Below are 18,351 nucleotides of genomic sequence, written 5' to 3' on the forward strand. Positions count from 1 at the left end.
CGATCCGGAAACTAGAGGATGGGAACGGTGACGCGTGTCTCAAATCCACGGCCGGCAGCGGCGCTCATCTGCGCGAGCGTGAGCGCCAGCGTGGCCTGGACGCTGCCGAAATCGGCCAGTTCGTCCGCGTCCGGATAGAAGGCTGCGGGCGAACCCGTCGTCAGCCTGCGCCTCACATCCTCGCCGTCGCGGATATCGAGTTCATAGGCCTCGCCCTCCTCTCCGAGCGGGATCTCGGCGATCTCCCAGGCATCGCCGCCGATCCGGCTGCGCCTGATGAAGGAGATCACGATCCCGCCGGCCACCCGGCGCGCGCGAACATGGACGGGCGCAAAGGGCATCAGCGCCAGCCGTCCTACCGTCGCGCTCACCGCGCGCATGAGCGGATCGCCGTGGTCCCGGCCCACCGGCCCGACACGATAGTGCCAGGTGCGACCGAGGTCGGCCGTGCTGTCGGTGAGGCCGAAGACCGCGCGGTCGAGGCGCACCAGGGTCGCGCCCGCCGGCACCGGGCGGCGCGCGGCGTCCTCCGAGCCGCCGAGGCCGCGGAGAAAGCGGCTGAGGCGGTAAACACCGTCGCCGACCATCTCCGCCCGCGCCGCCGTGAGGATCTCCCACAGCCCGTCGGGGCCCTTCAGTGCGAAGCTGTTCTCCCCTGCAAGGGCCGCCGTGTCGGCGATGCTCGTGACGGCGCCGCCCCAGAGCCGCACCATCAACCCATTGGCGTTGTCCCAACGCCAGAGTGGTCCGGGCGCGAGGACATCCAAAGTCTCGCCGACCGCGGCCGACAACGGGGTGACCGCGTGTTGCACGTAGCTCGTGCCGTCGGCCGACCGCCAGACCACCTCGCGCCCCGGCCACGGATCGGCCGAGACCGCCATATGCTGCAGCATCGGCGGGCTTTGCGTCGCGACCGGCAGATCCAGAATGACGACCGCCGGCCGCCCGGGAACAGGCGGCGACGGCGCCGTATGGCGGGGAATGTCGGGTGCCGCGCCGTCGTGCAGCGTCGGCTCGATGGCACGCAGGCCGACGCTCCGGGAGAGGCCGTCCGTGATCTGCTGGACCTGGTAGATCCGCCGTCCGCTCCCGACGGGCACGTCGAGGAGATCGCCCGGCTCGACCCCGACCATCCGGGGGCTCAGGCCGAGATCGAGCGTCTCGCGGCCAATCCAGGCATCCTGCAAGGCAAGGTCTGCCAGGCGCTGCGCTTCGGCCGGACCGGTGATGATGGCGAGATCGCTGCCCTCTTCGCCGGCGCTGCCGGCGCTCAAGCGCCGCGACGCGGCAGCGCTGCGCCTGTATTCGCGATCCCCGTCGGTAAAGCCGATGCGATATTCACGCGGCAGGTCGGTTTCCTGGGCGCGGCGCAAGGCCAAACCCGCGCCGCTATCGTTCGGAACGATGGCGCCCGGCTCCAGGACGAGGAGGGGGCGCCGCCCCGTCCCGCGGAAATGGACGGCCAGCCCGCTGGCGACCGCATCAAAGCCATAGGCCCCGGCCAAGGGTTCCAGGATCGCCCGAACACTCATGGGACGCTCGACGACATAACCGTCGAGAAAACCGTCGATCCCAAGCTCGGCGGCCGGCGGGAGCCCGAAATCATCGAGCACACGGGCGACGAGCCGATCGAGTGGCAGGCCCTCCAGTCGGCCGGTCAGCCAGTGGCCGCTCTGCCAGTTCGTGCCATCCGCCCAGGTATCCGCCTGATCGGGAAAGGCCGGAAAGGGCCGCGCGTCCCAGGCCCAGACGAAGATGCCGGCGGGATCGACCATCGGCCCGCCATACAGCGGCGAGACCAGGTTTGCCGCCGCATCGCCCCCGCCGTAGTAGCCGATCAGCGCGTCCAGCGCCCGGTTCTGGATGAGATCGTCCCGCACCCTGCGCGAATAGGGCGGATAGGCGGATTCCGACGATTTCGGATCGGGGAAGACATTCGGGCCGTTGGTGCCCTTGTCCACCGCCGGGATGCCGATCTCGGTCAGCCAGATGGGCTTGGCGCGGGGCACCCACGCGGTCGTCTCCGTTTCCACCCCGCCGACCCGCTCGACATGGGCGTTCTGCCACCAGCCCACCAGGTCCTTGGCGCGATAGATCCAGGGCTTGCCATAGTCAGCGTCGGTGATCGGCGTCCGGATCTGCGCGTCTCGATCGCCATCGCTGGCATAGTACCAGTCGAAGGCTTCGCCCGCGGTGATCCTGCGTCTGAGGTAGTCCGGATCATAGATCGAATAGGCCTCGGCCGCGTCGCGATGGGTGGTTCCGTCACGCCAATCGGTGAAAGGCGGGTAGAAATCGATGCCGATCGCGTCGATCCCAGGAGACGCCCACAGCGGGTCGAGCGGGAAACGCACCTCCCCGCCATCGCGGACATGGGCGCCATATTCGGTCCAGTCCGCGGCATACAGGATTTTGGTGCCCGGCCCGACGACGCTGCGGACATCCGTCGCCAGGGTGATCAACTGCTCGACCGCCGGGTAAAGGCCCTCCCCGCGCCGGACCCGTGTCAGCCCCACGAATTCCGAGCCGATGATGAAGCCATCGACGCCTCCGGCGACCGTGGCGAGATGCGCATAGTGCAGGATCTGGCGACGCAGGCTCCATTCGTCGGGACCCGCATAGAGCACGGCATCGACACCCGCCGTGAAATGACCAGGCAAGGCCGCGCCAAAGAAATGGGCCACCTGGTCCCCCGCCTCGGCCGTGCCGTCCGGCGACCCCGCCTGCCCCGGCGCGGGATGGCAGGTGATACGCCCCCGCCAGGGATAGGCCGGCTGGCCGGGCGTATCCGCATAGGGGTTCGGCAAGTCGTTGCCCGGGCTCAAGTCCATCATCAGAAATGGATAGAGGACGACCTCGAAGCCGCGCGCCTTGATGGTCCGGATCAGATTGATCACCGCGTCATCGGACGGCGTGCCGCCATAGGCCGGACGGCCGTCGAGCTGGCTGACCTGGCCGGCCGACACACGGTCGAGCCCGGCCGCCCGCCACTGGAGGTCCTCCGTGGACTTCAGATGGCGCTCGACACGCGGTGCGATCGTGCAATGCCCCGCCCGCAGGTCATCGCCGAACCAGCTCACGACGAGCGCGATCCGCTCCAGATTGGGGCAAAGCGCCTGCAGCACGTCGAGGGAGGCGATGACGTCACTCGGCCGGAACAGCTGATGGCGGTTCTCCGAACGCGTGACGCCCGGGCCGAGAACCTGCGACACCGCCGCGGGCTCATAGATGAACTCGCTCGCTCCTGGAATGAGATCCACCGCGCGCACCATCTCGGCCAGTCCGGATACCGGCCGCAGAACCTCGAAGGAGAATTGCGGGATGCGATTGCCGAAATCCTCGAGCGGCATACGCTCGAACACGACATAGGCGAGGCCGCGATAGCGCGGTGCATTGTCCGCCCCCTCCTTGGCGACGATGAGCGGGTCTGCGTCCTGATCGTCGTGGCCGTGGTGGACGCGCATGACGAAGGTGCTCTGGTCGAGCTCGCGGCCGTCGGCCCAGACGCGGCGCACAAAGGCAATCGGCCCCTCGCACAGCCCCACGGCGAGATTGGCGAAATAGCTGTAATTGGTCGTCACCGTGGAGCCGCCACTGCCCAGTTTGCCGCTGCCCGTGCTGGCCTCGCTCGTATGGGCGACCTCCTCGAGCCGCGTCGCCCAGATGAGCTGGCCGCCGACGCGGGCGCGGCCATAGACGCGCGGGACGCCGGCGCCTTCGGTGGAGGTCAACCCCTGGACGTCAGTGAGGCGCGGCCCCTCCACGTAGCGGGTGCCGCCGCCCGAAGAGAGGAGCGCGGTGTCGATGGCCGCACCCGCGAGCCCGCCTATGGCGCGGCCGATGATGGCGCCGAACGGCCCGCCGATCGCGCCGCCAATGGCCGAGCCGGCTACCTGAAGGACGAGTGTGGCCATCAGTCCTGGATCTCCGGAAAAGAAAAGCTTGCGACGCGGTGGCTGAGCCACCAGGCGCCGATGGCGACTTCCGCAACGCTCGCCCCGGCATGGGCGTGCACCATGCGGTCGCCGGCCGTGGCGATGGCGAGATGGGCCGCCGGCAGATGGGCGCGCCAGCGAAAGAGAAGGACGTCGCCAGGACGGGCCGTGGCACCATTGTGCGACTGGAAATGGCGCAGCATCGCCTCCGCCAGGATCTCCCGGCGGCCGGCTTCGGCCCAGTCCTGGCTATAGGGCGGCGGCGCCTCGGGCTCGGCGCCGTAGAGCTGCCGCCAGACACCCCGCACCAGGCCGAGACAATCGCAGCCGATACCGCGCAGCGACGCCTGATGCCGGTAGGGCGTGCCGATCCAGCCTCGCGCGGCCGCGACGACATCTGAACGGGCCGGCGGCGCGCTCATCGGAAGAAACTGCCGCCATCGTGGCCCGATTCCCCCGGCAGCGGATAGCGCACGACGAAATCATTGCCAGGCATATGCGGAAAGCCGCGGAAATTGGCCGCATTGGCGAATTTGGCGCGGCAGGTCGCGAAACGCTTGTCGCAGCCGGCGGTGATGCGCAGCCGGTCGCCCACGACGATGGTGCGCGGCACCGGTTGCCACATGAGGACTTCGCCGCGCCCCGTGACCGCGCGATACGCCTTCACATCCACGCGCATGCCGGCATTGGCACCGTCGATCCAGCGGACCTGACCGGCCGTGAACCAGCCATCCGCATAGCCTCCGAGATCCGTCGATCCGAAGCCGAGGCGGCCGTCGGTCGAGGTCACCGCGACCTCAGCCGCGAAAGCCGGATCGTCGAGATCGATGCCGCAACGGCTATCGCCGAGATCAGCCGAACAGGTGGTGCGATAGACGCGCCCCCGCTCCTCCCCGTAACGATGCATGAGCCCGCGCACCTCCGCCGCGAAGGCATGTTCGGTACGCCGCACCTCGCCCGTCGCGCCGACATCCAGCAGCAGGCGCTCCGTGACATTCGCCCAGTTGACGAGCCACAGCTCGATATTCGCATCATCGTAGAAGCCGGAGGCGAGGTCGTCCTCGGTCAGGCTCGCGGCCGTCAGGACGCCCGAGACGTCACCGCCGCCGATCGCGAAGCCGCGCTCGGCCGTGACCTCGGCCGCCTCCAGGCCGGTGCCGGCCCGGAAAACGACGTCGGAGAAGGTGAGATCACGGTCGTGGTCGGTGAACCCCATCGCGACGCCATCGCGGCGGGTCAGCTTCCAGCAATGGCACAGGGTCGTCACCCCGCCGGCGAGGTGGCCGGCGAGCCCTGGATCGATCGTGCGCATGGGATGGCTCCTGTCCTTCAGCCGCTGAGTTCGACAAGGGGAATCTTCGGAATGCTGCCGGCCGTGAAGGCAGCGAGATCCACCTCGAGCCGGTCGATGTCGAAGCGAACGGGCACGTCGAAGACATAGCCCGCCGTCACGACCTGCCCCGCCGCCGGGGGGGTGGCGAAGGTGACAACGCCCGTGGCCGCGTCGCAGGTGAAGGTTCCGGCGGACGGCTCGACACCGTCGATGGCAACCCGCACGGAACCCGCGACAGGCTTCGTGATGCGGCGCACATAGGGGTCATGGACCGCGCCATAGGTCTTGACGAGTGGGAAGGCCAGGCGCGCGCCGTCGCCCTGCCCGATCACCTGATCGGTGGGCTGGGGCGTCAGCGACGGGGCGCAGGATTTGCCGTCCAGCCGGTCGTGCCAGCGAAAGCCGAACAGACGGCCGCGGCGCTCCTCGAAAAAGGTGAGCACCGCCGCCAGCGCGTCGAGCGACTTCACGCCGTAGCCCGCATCATAGCGGCGGAGGGAATGCGCCCAGCGCGCGTTGCGGTGCTCATGGCCGGAGCCGAGCGTGACGACGTCGGTGCGCCATTCCGGCCCCCCGCTCGCGGCCAGGGCGACATCGAGCGGGAAACGGATGTCATGGAAATCATCGGGCATGGAGGCTCCTCACAGGGCGCGCTGGCCGCGTGCCACGGCGCGCGCAAGGGCGGCCGAGACCTGCGTCTCCGACCGGCGGAAGCTTTCGGCGTCGCTGGTGGCGATATTCACGACGACGTTTGTGGTGGGCGAAGACCCGGAAGCAGCGACCCCGAGCCGGCCATCGGCTCCGCGCGCGAGGGGGAGGATCGCCTCCGGGCCGCTCTCACCCATGAGCCCGACACCGCCCTGCATGGGGAAATAGGTCGGCGTCGCGACAACGCCGCCGGTGGCGAAGGGCCTGACGCGGCCCCCATCGAAGACATTGCCCATGGCGTTGAGCGACAGCCCGCCAAGCAGCGAGCTCCCCCCCGTCGTCACGAGGCTTTCAAGCCCGGATGTGAGCGCCTCTCCGAGCGGCTTGAGTGCGGCCTTCAGGCCGATCTCGGTCAGCCGCGAGCCGACATTGCGCAGCACATCCTCCAACTGGCGGCTGCCTGACGCCGCCTTGGCGAAGGAATCGCTGATCGACCGGCCGAACTGGCGTGAAAGGCTGTCGAGGTCCTTGACGGCATCACGGGCATCGGCCAGCGCCGTGACGTCGTCAGCCTGCAGGTAGCTGTCCGCCATGATCATCGCTCCTTTGCAAGGTCGTGCGGCCCGGCCTCATCAGGGAAGGCCGCCATGAGTTGCGCGAGCCGCTCCCGGCCGAGTGGAGTGGAACGCAAGCCGCGCCCCGTGTGCCCCTCGATGGCGGCGGCGAGCTCGCGCGGCGTCATCGCCCAGAATTCAGCGGGCGCCAGCCGCAGGACGCCGAGGCCGAAAGCCATCACCGCGTCCCAGGGCAGCGGGGCGGGCGTCGACGGCTCGGCTCGGCGGCGTCCTGCGGCGCTCAAGGGTTTGCGGTGGCCTCAACCGGCTGAGGCTTCGCCGCGCCGAAGGCGGCCGCGAGCAGATTCGCCACGCAGCGCGCGTAAGTGTCGAGATTGCCGGCGACAGGCAGGCTCGCCACCTCGTCATCGGAGAGAGTGCTGCCGCCGCCACGCAGGCCGGCGCCGAGAATCCTGACGATGTCCCGGGCGGACAGCCGTCCCTCCGCGAGCCGGCGGCCGAGCATGGCAAGATCGTCCGCGCCGAAGGCGGTCTCCAGCTCGGCGAGCGCCCCGAGCGTCAGGCAGAGGACGTGGCGCCGGCCATCGAGCTCGGCCTCGATCTCGCCCCGGTGGCGGTTGGCCCATCGTGCGGTCATCACCGGCCTCATGACGCGGTGAAGGTCAGGGCGCCGGCCGACTCAAGCGCAAGCGTGAAGGTGACTTCCGCCGCGTGCTCTCCGGAATATTCGAGCGAGAGGATCTGAAACGGGCCCTCGATGACGCCAAAATCCGGGATCACCACCTGCCAGCTCAGGATGAGCGCATCGAAGAAGATCTGCCGCACGCGCTCGTCGGAGGCTTCATCCTTGAAGACGCCGGCGCCCGCGATGCTGGCCCGGCGCACGCCGGCCCCCGCGAGGAGCTCGCGCCAGCGCCCGGCCGATTGCTGGTGGGTGATGTCCACGGTCTCGGCGTTGAAGGCCAGCCGGTTGCTGCGCAAGCCGGCCACGGTCACGAAGCCGGATGGCTCCCCCGCCACCTTCAGCAGGAGGTCCTTGCCTTTCTGGGCGCTCATGTTCAATCGTCCTCACGCATGGGAGTTTTTTGGGGGATGGGCAATTCGGGGATCGGAATTTCGGGGATCAGGGACCAGCGAGACATTCGGTCACGGCGCGCAGCCGCACGGTCACGCGGGCGAGGTCGGCGCGCTCGTCGCGGCGTGTCTCCGATGACGTGAAGCGGAGATTGATCAGGCGATGCCCCTCGAGCGGAAGGGACGCGTCATGCAGCAGTCGCTCGATGCGCGCCGCGGCGGCGAGTGCCGGCCGTGCGCCCCCCGTCTTCGACCAGACCGTCAGGCTGATGTCCTGCTCGTGGCCGCGGTCCGTCATGGTCGACCAGTCGCGGCAGCGGACCTCGCCGAACACCACGAAGACCCCCGTGGCGGCACGCGGGACCGCATCGTGGATGCGGGCGCCGCCGAGAAGACCGGTGAGGTCGGCATCGGCCGCGATACAGGTGACGATCGCGCGGCGCAAGGCGAGCACAGGGCTCGCCAGTTCAGCCGGCGTCGGATCACCCACGGGATCGCTCATGGTGTCACCTCCTCGACGACGCAGACGAGCCGGCGCCGCCGACCGTCGGGGTCTGCCGCACTCAGGACGGCCAACAGGCGTCTGCCGTCACGAAACCGGCAGTTGCCGGTGACGTCGCCGCGCCAGCGCAGCGTCACGCGATAGGTCATGGCGAGTTCGCGGCGGTCGCTGCGATCCCGCTCGCTCGAGATGGCCTGCGACCGCTCCACGGCCGCCCATAGCCGGGCAATTCTGCACCAGCGCCGCGTGAAGCCACCGACATCATCCGGCGTATCGACCGCTCTCTCCAACGTAAGGGGGCGGCTCATCCTGCCGATATCCGCCATCTCAGAGCCTCATCGGGCGATAGGGCGCGAGCAAAGCCGCGACCTCGGCCGGCAGAGAGGCGGCGGCGGCCGAATCGCCCCGGCGCTCGTACCAGCCCGCCGCGAGCTGGCGGAGCGCCTGGCGCATCGGCATCGGCACGCGCTCGGGGTCGGCGCCATAGCCGACGACGAGGTCGAGCTCGATCCCATTGGTGGCGACGCCAGGCGTCGGCACATCCGGGCCAAGTCCGATGCGGCCGGCGCCGGAAAGCACGTCCACGACGAAATAGCCGGGCGGCACGGTCTGCAGACTGCCGCCGGCGTCGGCGACACGGGCTGCCGCGAGCCCAAGCAACGGACCGAGCGGCACACGCAGCATGCGGCCCGGCGGCCAGCGATCCAGCACGAGCCGCCAGGTCTGGCGCATCATCAGGCGGCCTGTGGCAGTCTCGATCGCGGCGCGCGCCGCAGTGATCAGCGAGGCGATCAGATCGTCTTCGCCATCCTCGCAGACGCGCAGATAGGTTTTCATATCAGCGAGCGAGACGGGCTCCTGCGCCGGCCCCTCGATCAATGTCGCAGTCATTCACGGCTCCTTGCAGAATCTCGGGGATCGTGCGTTGCCAAATCGACACTTCCCTTCAGCGGCACCGACCCTTAAGCGTGGGCGCGCCGGGAGGGAGCAGCCGCATGTTTCAGACGAGCGCCAAGCGTGAGCAAAGCGCCAAGCGTGAGCAAGGCGCCAAGCGACAGCTGAGCGCTGAGCGACAGCTGAGCGCCGAGCGACAGCCGAGCCCCACCTGCCGCATCGCCGCCGCAGGGGTGGCGCAGCGCGCCTTGCTCAAGGCGGCCTTGCCCAGAACAGTGTTGGCGAAGACGGCTTTGACGATCGCCCTCGCGGCGGGATTGTCCGCGATCGCGCGCCCCGCCGACGCGGTGGTCGGCGCGACCGGAAGCGGCGGGCCGCTCGCCGATGCGAGCGTGATGGTGCTCGGCTCGCGCGGCAGCGTCTGCTCGGCGGTTGTGGTTGCGCCCGATGCGGTTCTGACGGCCGCGCATTGCGTGACCGGCGCAGACGCCTTCCGCGTGCATTTCCGCGAGCGGGGCGAGCCCGTCCTCATCGAGCCGCGCACCATCGCCGTCCATCCCGGCTATGTCCCGAACGCGATCCGGACGCGCCAACGCTCGATCGATCTAGCGCTCGTGCGCCTGCCCGCGCCGCTGCCGGCGCGTTTCACCACGGCAAGCCTCGTCGCCTCCCAGCGCTCTCCCGCGGCGGGGACATCGCTCGTTCTCGGCGGCTGGGGGGTCGCCCGCGAGGGGGACGGCGCCTCGAGCGGGACCTTCCGCACCGCGTCACTGGTGGCCGTGGAGCCCTATGGGCCAAGCCATATCCTCATCTGGGCGGCAGACCCCGCCGGGCGCGGCAAGACCGCTGGTGCCGGCGTTTGCCGGGGGGACTCCGGCGGACCGATCGCCCTTGGCTCGGGAGGGATCGTCGCCATCAGCACCTGGTCGAAAGGGCCGGGCAAGCAGGAATGCGGCCTCATCAGCCAGGGCGTGCTCGTCGGCCCGCAGCGCGCCTTCATCGACAGGACGCTGGCGGGCTGGGGCCGACGCGCAAGCTGGGTTGGGGAATGAACCGCGTCAGCTCGCGGCGAATTTCAGGAGCTTGATGGCCGCGAAATCCTGCACGCCGCCACCCACACGCTTGGTGGTGTAGAACAGCACATAGGGCTTCGACGAGAAGGGATCGCGCAGGACGCGGACGCCCGCGCGGTCCACCACGAGATAGCCACGCCGGAAGTCGCCGAAGGCGATCGACAGGCTGCCCGCCGCGATATCCGGCATGTCCTCGGCCTCGACGACGGGGAAGGACATCAAGGTCGCGGACTGTCCGGCTGAGGCCGGCGGCTGCCAGAGATAATTGCCCTGGCTGTCCTTGAATTTGCGGATCGCGCTCTGCGTCTTGCGGTTCATCACGAAGGTCGCATTCTGGCGATAGCCGGCCTTCAGCGCATAGATCAGATCGATCAGGATGTCGGAGGGATTGCTCGCCGCGAAGGCCGCATCGACACCGGTCGACACCGTGCCGAGCTTGCCCCAGATCCAGCTTGCATCGGCAACCGTGTCATAGGCCAGGAAGCCCTTCGGCTTGTTGGTGCCATCGCCGGTCACGAAGGCTGTGCCCTCCTGCTCGGCGAAGACCGTTTCCACCTCGTCCGCGAGCCACTGCTCGATATCGACGACGGCATCGTCGAGCAGCGTCTGGGTGGCCGCCGGCATGGCATAGAGCTCCATTGCCGGGAAATTCAGCTCTGCCAGGCCCGGCGACGCGGTCTGCGGCCGCGCGGCCGTCTCAGCCACCCAGCCGGACGCCGGCCCGGTCGTCGAGAAGGCACGCTTGTAGAGGCCACCGGAAATGACGCGGTTCGCCGCAATGGCACGGATCGGCGAGATCGTGGCGAGACGCCGCAGCACCTCGCGCTCGACATTGGTCGGCACGAGATAGCCCCCGTCGGGGCCGGAGCCGGCCGACAGGGCCTTCGATTCCAACGCCTTGAGGCCGCCCGCCTCGCCGGATTTCATATAGCCGGTGAAGGCAACCTTGTGCTCCTGCGCCGCCGCGTCCTCGACGCCCTCTCCCGCCGCAGGCGCGCCGAGCGCCGGGCGTCGCGCGGCCAGCGTCAAACGGTCGAGCCGGCGCTTGGTCTCGTCCAGCGCCTGGTCGATGCGGCCGAGCTTCTCCTCCGTCACCACATCAACGCCGAGGCGGCCTTCGATCTCGCTGAGCCGACTGTCGTTGGTCTCGCGGAACGCCTCGAAGGTCGTGGCGAAATCGGCGAAGGCGGCCGCGACTTCGGCGCCTGCGGCTTTCGTTTCGGGTGCGGTCAGATCCGTATGCATGCAATCGTTCCTTGTGAATTCAGAGAGGCGGAAAGCCGCGTCGAGGCCGCGCGGATGACGGCGGCAAGATCAGGCGGGCGGGTGTCTGCGATCGCCCTTGGCAACGGGCCACGCTTGACGCTGCCGACGCGGGCGCCGGGCAGCATCGGGAAGGTGACGAGGGAGATTTCCCACAGATCGAGCCGGGCGATGTGGCGCAAACCATCCCGCGGATCGGTCCGCGCCCGTTCGACGCGAAAGCCGATCGAGAGGCCGTCCACCGCGCCATCGCGCATCAGCGCATGGATCTCACGGGCTCGCGCCACGGCGAGGTTGAGTTGTCCGCGCACCTTCAATCCGCGTGCGTCCTCGCCCACGGCAAGCCAGCGGCCGATCGGCTCGCCCGGATCGTGCTGCCAGAGAAGCTTGACCCCCTGGGCGCCGCGACGGCCGAGACTGTCGCGGAACGCCCCGCGCTCCACCACGTCGCGGCCGAGGTCGGGGACGCCGAAAAGGCTGGCGTAGCCCTCGAACAGACCGGGTGCTTGAGCAGCCGCGAGCAGTTTCACCGCGGGCGCTGCGTGCAAGATCGACTTCACCGGCCGGCCCGGGTCGCCTGCCGGCGCAATCCCGCCTCCAGCTGTTCGAGAATACGCACGAAGGTGGCGATCGCCTCGTCCGGCTTGAGCTGCCGGCGGGCAGGTCGTGGAGCCGGGCGGTCCGGCCGCACAGGTGAGGCACTCATCAATGGGTCTCCTTGCTGGCTTCAGTGGTCGGCTCGACCGGGGCTTCGGTGCAGGCCCCGCTGTGAGGCTCGGCCGAATGGCGAAGGTTGAAACGGGCGAGCTCACCGACGAAGGCATCGAACCGCCGGTTCGCGGCGCTGAGCTCGCGCAGGATGAGGGCGAGGAAAGTCGAGGCGCCGCTCGCCCACAGAAAGAGGGCGAGATGCGCGAGATCACCCCGCGCGATGAAAGTCTCGATGATGCTGGCCATGACAGGCCTCCGACGGTTCAGCGTTTCGCCGCGCCGTAGCCCGTCGCTGCCCGCTTCTCGTCGCGATCCAGGAAATCGGCCGCGGCAACGCGCCGCCACAGGGCCTCCCGCTCGCTGGACAAGGCCTCGATGCCGTCGAGATCGGGGATGAGCGTCAGCCCGGGCCTATAGGCAGGCCCAAGCCATTGCGCGACGCTCTGCGCCGTACGCTTGACGAGCGGGATGACGGCCTGGCGCCAGAAGGCACGGTTGGCCTCGGCAAAATTGGCATAAGTGCTGTCCCCGGGCAGGCCGAGCATCAGCGGCGGCACGCCGAAGGCGAGCGCGATCTCGCGCGCCGCGGCGGCCTTCGCCTCGATGAAGTCCATGTCCTTGGGCGACAGCGACAGTTGTTTCCAGTCGAGCCCGCCGTCGAGCAGGAGGGGGCGGCCGGCGTTGGCCGCGCCCTGGAACTGGTCATCGAGCTCGGCCTTCAACCGCTCGAACTGAGCGTCCGTCAGATTGGTGCCTTGCGGCCCGGCATAGACCAGTGCGCCTGACGGCCGCGCCGCGTTGTCGAGCAGCGCCTTGTTCCAGGCCCCCGCCGCGTTGTGGATGTCGAGCGCGGTCGCCGCTGCCTCCATCGGCGACAGCCCGTAATGGTCGTCGACCGGATTGAACAGGCTGAGATGCAGGATGGGCGGCAGAGGTTCATCCTGGCGGAAACGCACCGTGCCGCCGCCGATGGTGTAGTCAAAGGCCTCGGGCCAGCCGTCGGCGCCCGGCACCACACGCATGCGGTCCGGCCTCAGCGCAAAAAGCTCACGCGGCTCGCCGTCCAGGGCCACCACTTCGAGATAGGCGTTGCCGGCCACCTGGAGATGGCCGTAGACGGATTCGAGAAAGGCGGCGCCCGCCTCGCGGGGGTTGGGCCGGGCGAGGAGCGCCAGCAGCGGGTGATCATCGAGCTCGCGGCGTCCGTCATAGGCGAGCCAGGGCACCGAGGCGGCGGCTTCGGCGATCAGCCGGACGCAGCGATGGACGACGGCGTTGCGCTGAAACCCCTCGCGCGCCAGCGCCCCGTAGTCGCGTGGCGTCCACACCGGCTTGCCCATCTGGTAGAGGGCGACGAGCGGCCCGACCCGCGAGGCCTTGGCCTCAGGCGGTGCGGCCCCTTCAGGACGCGACGGCGCGTTCACCGCGCGCCCGATGAGGCGGGTGAGAAAGTTCTGCATGAACGGTGCTTTCGGTAAGGCTGTCCTTGAAAAACCGCGGCGGCGCGGTCAGAGGCGGCGTACGCGCGGCTCGCTCTGCCCTGTCAGGGCAAGCGCCGTCACCGCCCAGACAAGAGCATCGAGACGATCGGGCGAACGCCCGGAGGACAAGCCGCCCGGGCCGAAATCGGCCATTTCATCTTCCAGCGCCGGGAGCGCACCCACATGGCGGACACGTCCTTGCTCATAGAGGGCTGCGACCGGCTCGGCGCGGAGATATTTGCCGCGTGTGGCGCGCACGGGCGTGACGGGCACGGCGGGATCGACTTCGCGCATGATGGCGCCGACCATCTCGCCGCCCTGGTTCACCTCGACAACCAGAGCATCGGCCTCCAACCGGCGATAGAGAGCGATGGCTCCCGCGGCCCATTCGGCAGGGCGCGCGCGTTCGCGGGTCGCGTCCTCGAGCACGAAAATCTGACCGCAGGCGTCGATGCCGGCCGCGACGATGCCGCAGGCGTCGGCCCGCCTGCCGGAGGAGGCCGGCGGATCAACCGCGACGACGATGCGGGTGAGCGCCGGCGCCCTGTCGGCGCGCCCGGCTTCGATCATCTCCCTGTTCCAGAGAGCGTCGGCGCGTTCCTCGACGATTTCGCCGTCAAGCTCCTGCCGGCCGAGGCGCGTCCCTTGATAGCGGCCGACAATGGTGTCGAGGAAGGCCGGCGCCAGATGGAAGGCATTGGCGCGGGTCGCCGCCCGCGACAGCGCGGTGCGTGGCTCGCCCATCAGCTTCTTCAGGAGGGGGATGGGGCGAGGCGTCGTCGTCACCACCTGCCGCGGGCGGGTGCCCAGGCGCAGTCCAAATTGCAGCATATCCCAGGTCTCCTGCGCATGGCGCCATTTTGAGAGCTCGTCAGCCCAGGCCGCCTCGAACTGCGGCCCGCGCAATTGCTCGGGATCTTCGGCGGAGAAGGCCTGCGCCACAGCGCCATTCGGCCATTCCAGCCGTCGCCGCGTGGGTATCCACGTCGGCCGTTCCTGTTTGGGATGGATGGCGAGAAGGCCGGAAACGCCCTCGATCATCACATCGCGGACATCGGCCGCGGTCTCGCCGACAAGCGCGATGCGGCCGGCCGGTGCGGTGGCGAAGGGCGGATAGCCCAAGGCCATGCCGCGCACCCATTCCGCCCCGGTGCGGGTCTTGCCCGCCCCGCGGCCGCCGAGCACCAGCCAGACGGTCCAGTCGTCGCAGCCGCCCTCAGGCGGCAATTGATCAGGCCGTGCAAAGAACGGCCAGTGATGCTTCAGCCATTCGAGCAGCCTGCCGTCACAACTCGCCAGCAGAGGGGTCAGCATCCCGCGCGCGGCGCAGTCGATCAATGCGGTCCGCAAGCTCGCGTCGGAAATCGTCGAGGTCACGGACATCGTCCTCCTCCTTCGGCGCCGAGGCGTCAGTCGGCTGCTGGCCAGTCTCCAGGGCGAGAAGGTCGCGCAATGTCTTCACCACGACGGCCAAGGTGCGCGCATCCTTTTCGCGATCCCCCGGCTCGCCCTCCCCTTGCCGCAGGCGCCGCTCGACCTCGCGCACCTGGGCGTCCGCCGTCCGCCAGAGGCGCGCGACGAGAGCGCCCCTCCGCGCGCCTCCGGATGCGGCCATAGCCTCTGCATCACTTGCGACCTTGGCAGATGCCGCCCGCCGCGATGCGGATGTGCCGCGGGCTTTCGTCTTTGGCCTCGGCGGCGTCCTGTGGCCTGAACCAGGCCCGGCCTCCGCGCTTGACTTGACGCCGGCTCTTGGCTTGACGCCGGCTTTTGCCTTCGAAGAGGCTTTTGCCTTGGCAGAGGTTGTTGCCCTGGCCGATGGGATGGCCTGGCCCGGGATATCGACCGGCTCGGCAGGCGTGGCATCAAGAGCATTCCTGACGGCGGTCCGCCCCCATCCGGTGGCGATCATGATACTGGCGATGGATGCGCCTTCGGCGCGGCGGCGGCGCATGTCCGCCACCTCGTCCGCAGTCGGTGAGGCCATGAAACTGTCCTGTCAACGCTGGAGCAACTTCTGGAAGCCGGCGAAGCGGCCGCTGTTCAGACGACAATGGGAAGAGCCGGGATCGCATTTCGAACCCCGGCATTATGTCGGAGTAAGGTTCATTCATGCTGCAGAATTGCGTTCGAGGGGTAGCCGTGCGCGGTCAAGGATAATTTTCCTAAAATTATCCTTTGCACGCCCAAAACGCTATTGATATCAGTGGGTATTACATCAACCACTTGGAGCGCGTCCTCGTCTTTTCGGCCGCCCCCTCATGGAACGAAATTGTGCGCGTCATCTTCGTGGACGAAACTGGGCATTCAAGAAACGAGCCGGTCGCGATTGTGGCGGGTCTGATCCTTGATCCAGACCTTCAGTGGCGAAATCTGGCTGATCGGATTGAAGCGCTGAAGGTGGAAGTTCCCGAGAAATTTCGTGAGCGCTTCATTTTCCACGCAACTGACTTGGAACACGGCGGTAGATTCCGTCGAGAGTGGCCAGATGAAGATAGATGGGCTTTGCTCGACCGGTTGATTGCTTTACCGCGTGAACTGAATATCCCTTTAGTTATGGGCTTTTTTGCGAAACCCGCGGAGCGTGACGCCAATTTGGCGCGCGAATCGAAAGTCGTTCACGCGTTAGCTTATGGCGAGTGTATTCAAGCCGCAGATTGGTTTATGAAAAACCGGGCCGGCGAGAATGAAGTCGCCATGCTAGTAGCCGAGCAGCGCGAAGAGGCTAGACGCGCTATCAAAGCAATACATCGCCTTTATAACCAAGAGGAACTCCTCAAGCGGTGGTTCCCCGATCACCTGCGACAGGTGCGCCCGGGTCTTCCGATTGCCAAGATAAAGGGGCCACCGAATTTTGCGGCTAAAGAAGACGAGCCACTGCTTCAAATTGCCGACGCCTGCGCGTTTGTTTTTCAGCGGCATTTCCGAGGTGCCGAACGCAGCCAGCGACGATTAGAGGCATTGTTTGGTGATTTTGCGCACCCAGCCGTCTTCGGTAAGCTAAAGTCCAGTCCTGCCAACTACGCTTGCTTTTGGTGGCAGGACAGCGGAGCCCAGCACTGGGGTTAGCGGGGCCTTCGCACATGGGCATTTTCGCGGCGCGTGTGGCAGGCGGAGGTGGCGTGTGAAAGACTTCGCACGCCCCGCTGTGCAGCCCGGTCGGCCGGCGACATGGGCAGACATCGGTTCCGCACGAACCTGAAGGATTAGAGAACGGGCTCGCGTCGGGCGCCGGCGGCCCGCTATCGCGCTCGAACGCAATTCTGGAGCATGGATGAACCTTACCCCGACAGCGTCGCGCTGTCAAGGATAATTTTCCTATTATAGGAATATGACTCCATCGCGCGTTCATCGATGCGCGGAACTGCGTTGTTCAGGTCACACCTGTTGCCAAACAGCACGCTTCACAGACCCGTGAGCGGCATTTGCCGCAGTACGGTCACGTTCAAGGAACTTTTGGCCTTAGTGCTCAATGTATCAGGGACCGTATTCTGAACGGTTCCGCAATTTCCCCGACAGAGGTCGATTATGGATGGTTTGACACGGCGTATGGTGATGGGCGGCGGGCTTGTGGCCCTTGGCGGTTGCGTTTCGCGTCCCTCGATTCCAGTGGAGGTGGGACCGGCCTATGATCCATCCTTCGAACGGATGTACGCCGCCATCGACAACGAACGTTTCCCCATTCCCGCCGTCGATCTATCGGAAGTCGACCCGGAATTCCTGCGCCGCGAGGTTGCCTATGATACGCGGCAGCAGCCGGGAACGATTGTGGTCGATCCGAACGAGCGTTTCCTCTATCTCGTGCGCCCCAATGGCCGCGCCATGCGCTACGGCATCGGCGTGGGCCGTGAGGGCTTTGGCTGGAACGGCAATGCGCAGGTGCGGCGCAAGGCGCAATGGCCGACCTGGACCCCGCCCAGTGAAATGATCAAGCGTCAGCCCGAATTGCGGAAGTATGCCGGTGGCATGCCCGGCGGCCCCGAGAACCCGCTTGGCGCACGCGCCCTCTACCTCTACCAGGGCGACCGCGACACGCTCTATCGCATCCACGGCACCAACGAGCCCTGGACGATCGGCCAGGCGGTCTCGTCAGGCTGCATCCGGCTGATCAACCAGGACATCATCGACCTGTATTCGCGCGTCCCCACCGGGACCAAGGTCGTCGTGCTGCGCAGCGATCCCGCGCTGATGGCCGAGGGCTAAAACACTTCGGCCAGAACGCCGAAGTTGGCACAGCTCGCGAACTTCAGCGTCATCCCCGGCGAGGTCCAAAGGCCGCCGGGGATGAGGCGGCCGACAGGGCGTCCTCCAGCTGAACGTCGATCGGCCCCAGCCCCGGGATGGTCCTGGCCGCGTCTTATGCCGCGCGCCGACGGGCCCCCTTCGGCACCCTGTTCGGCCAGCTGACGATCCTGTCCGGGAAATCCTCCTCCGGGAGGTCCTCCTCGCTCGTCACAGACCGCCCTCGCAGCGAAACACCCGCCATATGAACCGTGTCGGGATCTCCTGAAACCAGCGGATGCCACCAATAGAGATCCGCGCCCTCGCGTACGAGACGGTAGGCACAGGTGGGCGGCAGCCAGGAGAGCCGCTCGACCTCCTCGACCGTCAGGCGGATGCAGTCATGGACGAAGGCCTGGCGGTTGGGATAGTCGCGGCAGCGGCAACTCTCGGTATCGAGAAGCCGGCAGGCAATATCGGTGAAATGGATCGCACCGGTGTCCTCATCCTCAAGCTTGACCAGGCAGCAGCGCCCGCAGCCGTCGCATAACGACTCCCACTCAGACCCGTTCATCTCCGCGAGCGTTTTGGTTTTCCAGAACGGCAATTCGGCCGCCCCTTCGTGCTCCGATTTCATCGAC

General features: G+C 67.7%; 22 protein-coding genes. 3 read left to right on the plus strand and 19 right to left on the minus strand.

Translation table 11 applies throughout. The annotated features are described in order from the left end of the window. Positions 1–11: 11 nt before the first annotated feature. The 11 genes from C7450_RS19000 to C7450_RS19050 form a co-directional block, all read right to left on the minus strand. The gene (locus C7450_RS19000) at positions 12–3,914 is read right to left on the minus strand and encodes a baseplate multidomain protein megatron (protein WP_110376043.1); all 3,903 of its coding nucleotides are present in this window, start codon (positions 3,912–3,914) and stop codon (positions 12–14) included. Further along, positions 3,914–4,357 carry an NlpC/P60 family protein gene (locus C7450_RS19005; protein ID WP_110376044.1) on the minus strand — a complete coding sequence of 148 codons (444 nt, stop codon included), beginning with the start codon at positions 4,355–4,357 and terminating at the stop codon, positions 3,914–3,916. Before C7450_RS19005 ends, C7450_RS19000 begins: the two co-directional genes overlap by 1 nt. Next, on the minus strand, positions 4,354–5,247 hold the full coding sequence (locus C7450_RS19010; RefSeq protein ID WP_110376045.1) for a DUF2163 domain-containing protein: 894 nt from the start codon (positions 5,245–5,247) through the stop codon (positions 4,354–4,356). Before C7450_RS19010 ends, C7450_RS19005 begins: the two co-directional genes overlap by 4 nt. Before the next feature lie 17 nt (positions 5,248–5,264). Beyond that, positions 5,265–5,900 carry a DUF2460 domain-containing protein gene (locus tag C7450_RS19015; RefSeq protein WP_110376046.1) on the minus strand — a complete coding sequence of 212 codons (636 nt, stop codon included), beginning with the start codon at positions 5,898–5,900 and terminating at the stop codon, positions 5,265–5,267. A 9-nt stretch (positions 5,901–5,909) separates the two neighbouring features. Beyond that, positions 5,910–6,509, minus strand: a complete 600-nt coding sequence (locus C7450_RS19020; RefSeq protein WP_110376349.1) for a phage tail tape measure protein — start codon at positions 6,507–6,509, stop codon at positions 5,910–5,912. 2 nt (positions 6,510–6,511) lie between these two features. Beyond that, positions 6,512–6,775, minus strand: coding sequence for a rcc01693 family protein (locus C7450_RS19025; RefSeq protein WP_110376047.1), 264 nt, complete (start codon positions 6,773–6,775; stop codon positions 6,512–6,514). After that, the gene (locus C7450_RS19030) at positions 6,772–7,128 is read right to left on the minus strand and encodes a gene transfer agent family protein (RefSeq protein WP_245449934.1); all 357 of its coding nucleotides are present in this window, start codon (positions 7,126–7,128) and stop codon (positions 6,772–6,774) included. Before C7450_RS19030 ends, C7450_RS19025 begins: the two co-directional genes overlap by 4 nt. 8 nt (positions 7,129–7,136) lie before the next feature. Next, positions 7,137–7,547, minus strand: a complete 411-nt coding sequence (locus C7450_RS19035; RefSeq protein WP_110376049.1) for a phage major tail protein, TP901-1 family — start codon at positions 7,545–7,547, stop codon at positions 7,137–7,139. A gap of 67 nt (positions 7,548–7,614) precedes the next feature. Beyond that, positions 7,615–8,067, minus strand: a complete 453-nt coding sequence (locus tag C7450_RS19040) for a DUF3168 domain-containing protein (RefSeq protein WP_110376050.1) — start codon at positions 8,065–8,067, stop codon at positions 7,615–7,617. Continuing rightward, positions 8,064–8,375, minus strand: coding sequence for a head-tail adaptor protein (locus C7450_RS19045; RefSeq protein ID WP_170147319.1), 312 nt, complete (start codon positions 8,373–8,375; stop codon positions 8,064–8,066). The genes C7450_RS19040 and C7450_RS19045 overlap by 4 nt, the downstream gene beginning before the upstream one ends. A gap of 19 nt (positions 8,376–8,394) precedes the next feature. Beyond that, positions 8,395–8,958 (minus strand): head-tail connector protein, encoded by a 564-nt coding sequence (locus C7450_RS19050; RefSeq protein WP_110376052.1) that lies wholly within the window; start codon positions 8,956–8,958, stop codon positions 8,395–8,397. 104 nt (positions 8,959–9,062) lie between these two features. On the opposite strand from C7450_RS19050, the gene C7450_RS19055 reads away from it, so the two are divergent. Beyond that, the gene (locus tag C7450_RS19055) at positions 9,063–10,013 is read left to right on the plus strand and encodes a S1 family peptidase (RefSeq protein ID WP_110376053.1); all 951 of its coding nucleotides are present in this window, start codon (positions 9,063–9,065) and stop codon (positions 10,011–10,013) included. Between the two features lie 6 nt (positions 10,014–10,019). Here C7450_RS19055 and C7450_RS19060 read toward each other — a convergent pair whose 3' ends face one another. Genes C7450_RS19060 through C7450_RS19085 form a run of 7 tightly spaced genes read right to left on the minus strand, consistent with a single transcriptional unit; the run spans position 10,020 to position 15,476 of the window. Further along, positions 10,020–11,279 carry a phage major capsid protein gene (locus tag C7450_RS19060; protein WP_110376054.1) on the minus strand — a complete coding sequence of 420 codons (1,260 nt, stop codon included), beginning with the start codon at positions 11,277–11,279 and terminating at the stop codon, positions 10,020–10,022. Beyond that, positions 11,264–11,845 (minus strand): HK97 family phage prohead protease, encoded by a 582-nt coding sequence (locus C7450_RS19065; protein WP_245449936.1) that lies wholly within the window; start codon positions 11,843–11,845, stop codon positions 11,264–11,266. Before C7450_RS19065 ends, C7450_RS19060 begins: the two co-directional genes overlap by 16 nt. Positions 11,846–11,853: 8 nt before the next feature. Beyond that, positions 11,854–12,003, minus strand: coding sequence for a hypothetical protein (locus tag C7450_RS34650; RefSeq protein ID WP_245449938.1), 150 nt, complete (start codon positions 12,001–12,003; stop codon positions 11,854–11,856). Then, positions 12,003–12,254, minus strand: coding sequence for a hypothetical protein (locus C7450_RS19070; protein WP_170147318.1), 252 nt, complete (start codon positions 12,252–12,254; stop codon positions 12,003–12,005). The genes C7450_RS34650 and C7450_RS19070 overlap by 1 nt, the downstream gene beginning before the upstream one ends. A 17-nt stretch (positions 12,255–12,271) precedes the next feature. Beyond that, positions 12,272–13,468: a phage portal protein gene (locus C7450_RS19075; RefSeq protein ID WP_110376056.1), complete on the minus strand. Its 1,197-nt coding sequence runs from the start codon at positions 13,466–13,468 to the stop codon at positions 12,272–12,274. Positions 13,469–13,516: 48 nt separating this feature from the next. After that, positions 13,517–14,803 carry a DNA-packaging protein gene (locus C7450_RS19080; RefSeq protein ID WP_110376057.1) on the minus strand — a complete coding sequence of 429 codons (1,287 nt, stop codon included), beginning with the start codon at positions 14,801–14,803 and terminating at the stop codon, positions 13,517–13,519. Next, entirely contained in the window at positions 14,775–15,476 is a 702-nt protein-coding gene (locus C7450_RS19085) for a hypothetical protein (protein WP_110376058.1), read from the minus strand. Before C7450_RS19085 ends, C7450_RS19080 begins: the two co-directional genes overlap by 29 nt. A gap of 287 nt (positions 15,477–15,763) precedes the next feature. On the opposite strand from C7450_RS19085, the gene C7450_RS19090 reads away from it, so the two are divergent. Both C7450_RS19090 and C7450_RS19095 read left to right on the plus strand, forming a co-directional pair. Beyond that, positions 15,764–16,558 (plus strand): DUF3800 domain-containing protein, encoded by a 795-nt coding sequence (locus C7450_RS19090; protein ID WP_170147321.1) that lies wholly within the window; start codon positions 15,764–15,766, stop codon positions 16,556–16,558. A 459-nt stretch (positions 16,559–17,017) separates the two neighbouring features. Continuing rightward, complete coding sequence (locus C7450_RS19095) at positions 17,018–17,692, plus strand: L,D-transpeptidase (protein WP_110376060.1); 675 nt, start codon at positions 17,018–17,020, stop codon at positions 17,690–17,692. Between the two features lie 154 nt (positions 17,693–17,846). Here the strand turns inward: C7450_RS19095 and C7450_RS19100 are convergent, their stop codons facing one another. Continuing rightward, positions 17,847–18,347, minus strand: coding sequence for a YcgN family cysteine cluster protein (locus C7450_RS19100; RefSeq protein WP_210206486.1), 501 nt, complete (start codon positions 18,345–18,347; stop codon positions 17,847–17,849). Positions 18,348–18,351 lie beyond the last annotated feature (4 nt).

The sequence above is a fragment of the Chelatococcus asaccharovorans genome (assembly GCF_003201475.1).
GTDB lineage: Bacteria > Pseudomonadota > Alphaproteobacteria > Rhizobiales > Beijerinckiaceae > Chelatococcus > Chelatococcus asaccharovorans.

Coding starts and splice junctions, on each gene's coding strand:
- C7450_RS19095 (WP_110376060.1), top strand. CDS start 17,018: ATGGATGGTTTGACACGGCGTATGGTGATGGGCGGCGGGCTTGTGGCC.
- C7450_RS19020 (WP_110376349.1), bottom strand. CDS start 6,509: ATGGCGGACAGCTACCTGCAGGCTGACGACGTCACGGCGCTGGCCGAT.
- C7450_RS34650 (WP_245449938.1), bottom strand. CDS start 12,003: ATGAGTGCCTCACCTGTGCGGCCGGACCGCCCGGCTCCACGACCTGCC.
- C7450_RS19045 (WP_170147319.1), bottom strand. CDS start 8,375: ATGAGCCGCCCCCTTACGTTGGAGAGAGCGGTCGATACGCCGGATGAT.
- C7450_RS19080 (WP_110376057.1), bottom strand. CDS start 14,803: ATGCTGACCCCTCTGCTGGCGAGTTGTGACGGCAGGCTGCTCGAATGG.
- C7450_RS19000 (WP_110376043.1), bottom strand. CDS start 3,914: ATGGCCACACTCGTCCTTCAGGTAGCCGGCTCGGCCATTGGCGGCGCG.
- C7450_RS19100 (WP_210206486.1), bottom strand. CDS start 18,347: ATGAAATCGGAGCACGAAGGGGCGGCCGAATTGCCGTTCTGGAAAACC.
- C7450_RS19005 (WP_110376044.1), bottom strand. CDS start 4,357: ATGAGCGCGCCGCCGGCCCGTTCAGATGTCGTCGCGGCCGCGCGAGGC.
- C7450_RS19035 (WP_110376049.1), bottom strand. CDS start 7,547: ATGAGCGCCCAGAAAGGCAAGGACCTCCTGCTGAAGGTGGCGGGGGAG.
- C7450_RS19010 (WP_110376045.1), bottom strand. CDS start 5,247: ATGCGCACGATCGATCCAGGGCTCGCCGGCCACCTCGCCGGCGGGGTG.
- C7450_RS19030 (WP_245449934.1), bottom strand. CDS start 7,128: ATGACCGCACGATGGGCCAACCGCCACCGGGGCGAGATCGAGGCCGAG.
- C7450_RS19070 (WP_170147318.1), bottom strand. CDS start 12,254: ATGGCCAGCATCATCGAGACTTTCATCGCGCGGGGTGATCTCGCGCAT.
- C7450_RS19055 (WP_110376053.1), top strand. CDS start 9,063: ATGTTTCAGACGAGCGCCAAGCGTGAGCAAAGCGCCAAGCGTGAGCAA.
- C7450_RS19015 (WP_110376046.1), bottom strand. CDS start 5,900: ATGCCCGATGATTTCCATGACATCCGTTTCCCGCTCGATGTCGCCCTG.
- C7450_RS19050 (WP_110376052.1), bottom strand. CDS start 8,958: ATGACTGCGACATTGATCGAGGGGCCGGCGCAGGAGCCCGTCTCGCTC.
- C7450_RS19075 (WP_110376056.1), bottom strand. CDS start 13,468: ATGCAGAACTTTCTCACCCGCCTCATCGGGCGCGCGGTGAACGCGCCG.
- C7450_RS19040 (WP_110376050.1), bottom strand. CDS start 8,067: ATGAGCGATCCCGTGGGTGATCCGACGCCGGCTGAACTGGCGAGCCCT.
- C7450_RS19085 (WP_110376058.1), bottom strand. CDS start 15,476: ATGGCCTCACCGACTGCGGACGAGGTGGCGGACATGCGCCGCCGCCGC.
- C7450_RS19060 (WP_110376054.1), bottom strand. CDS start 11,279: ATGCATACGGATCTGACCGCACCCGAAACGAAAGCCGCAGGCGCCGAA.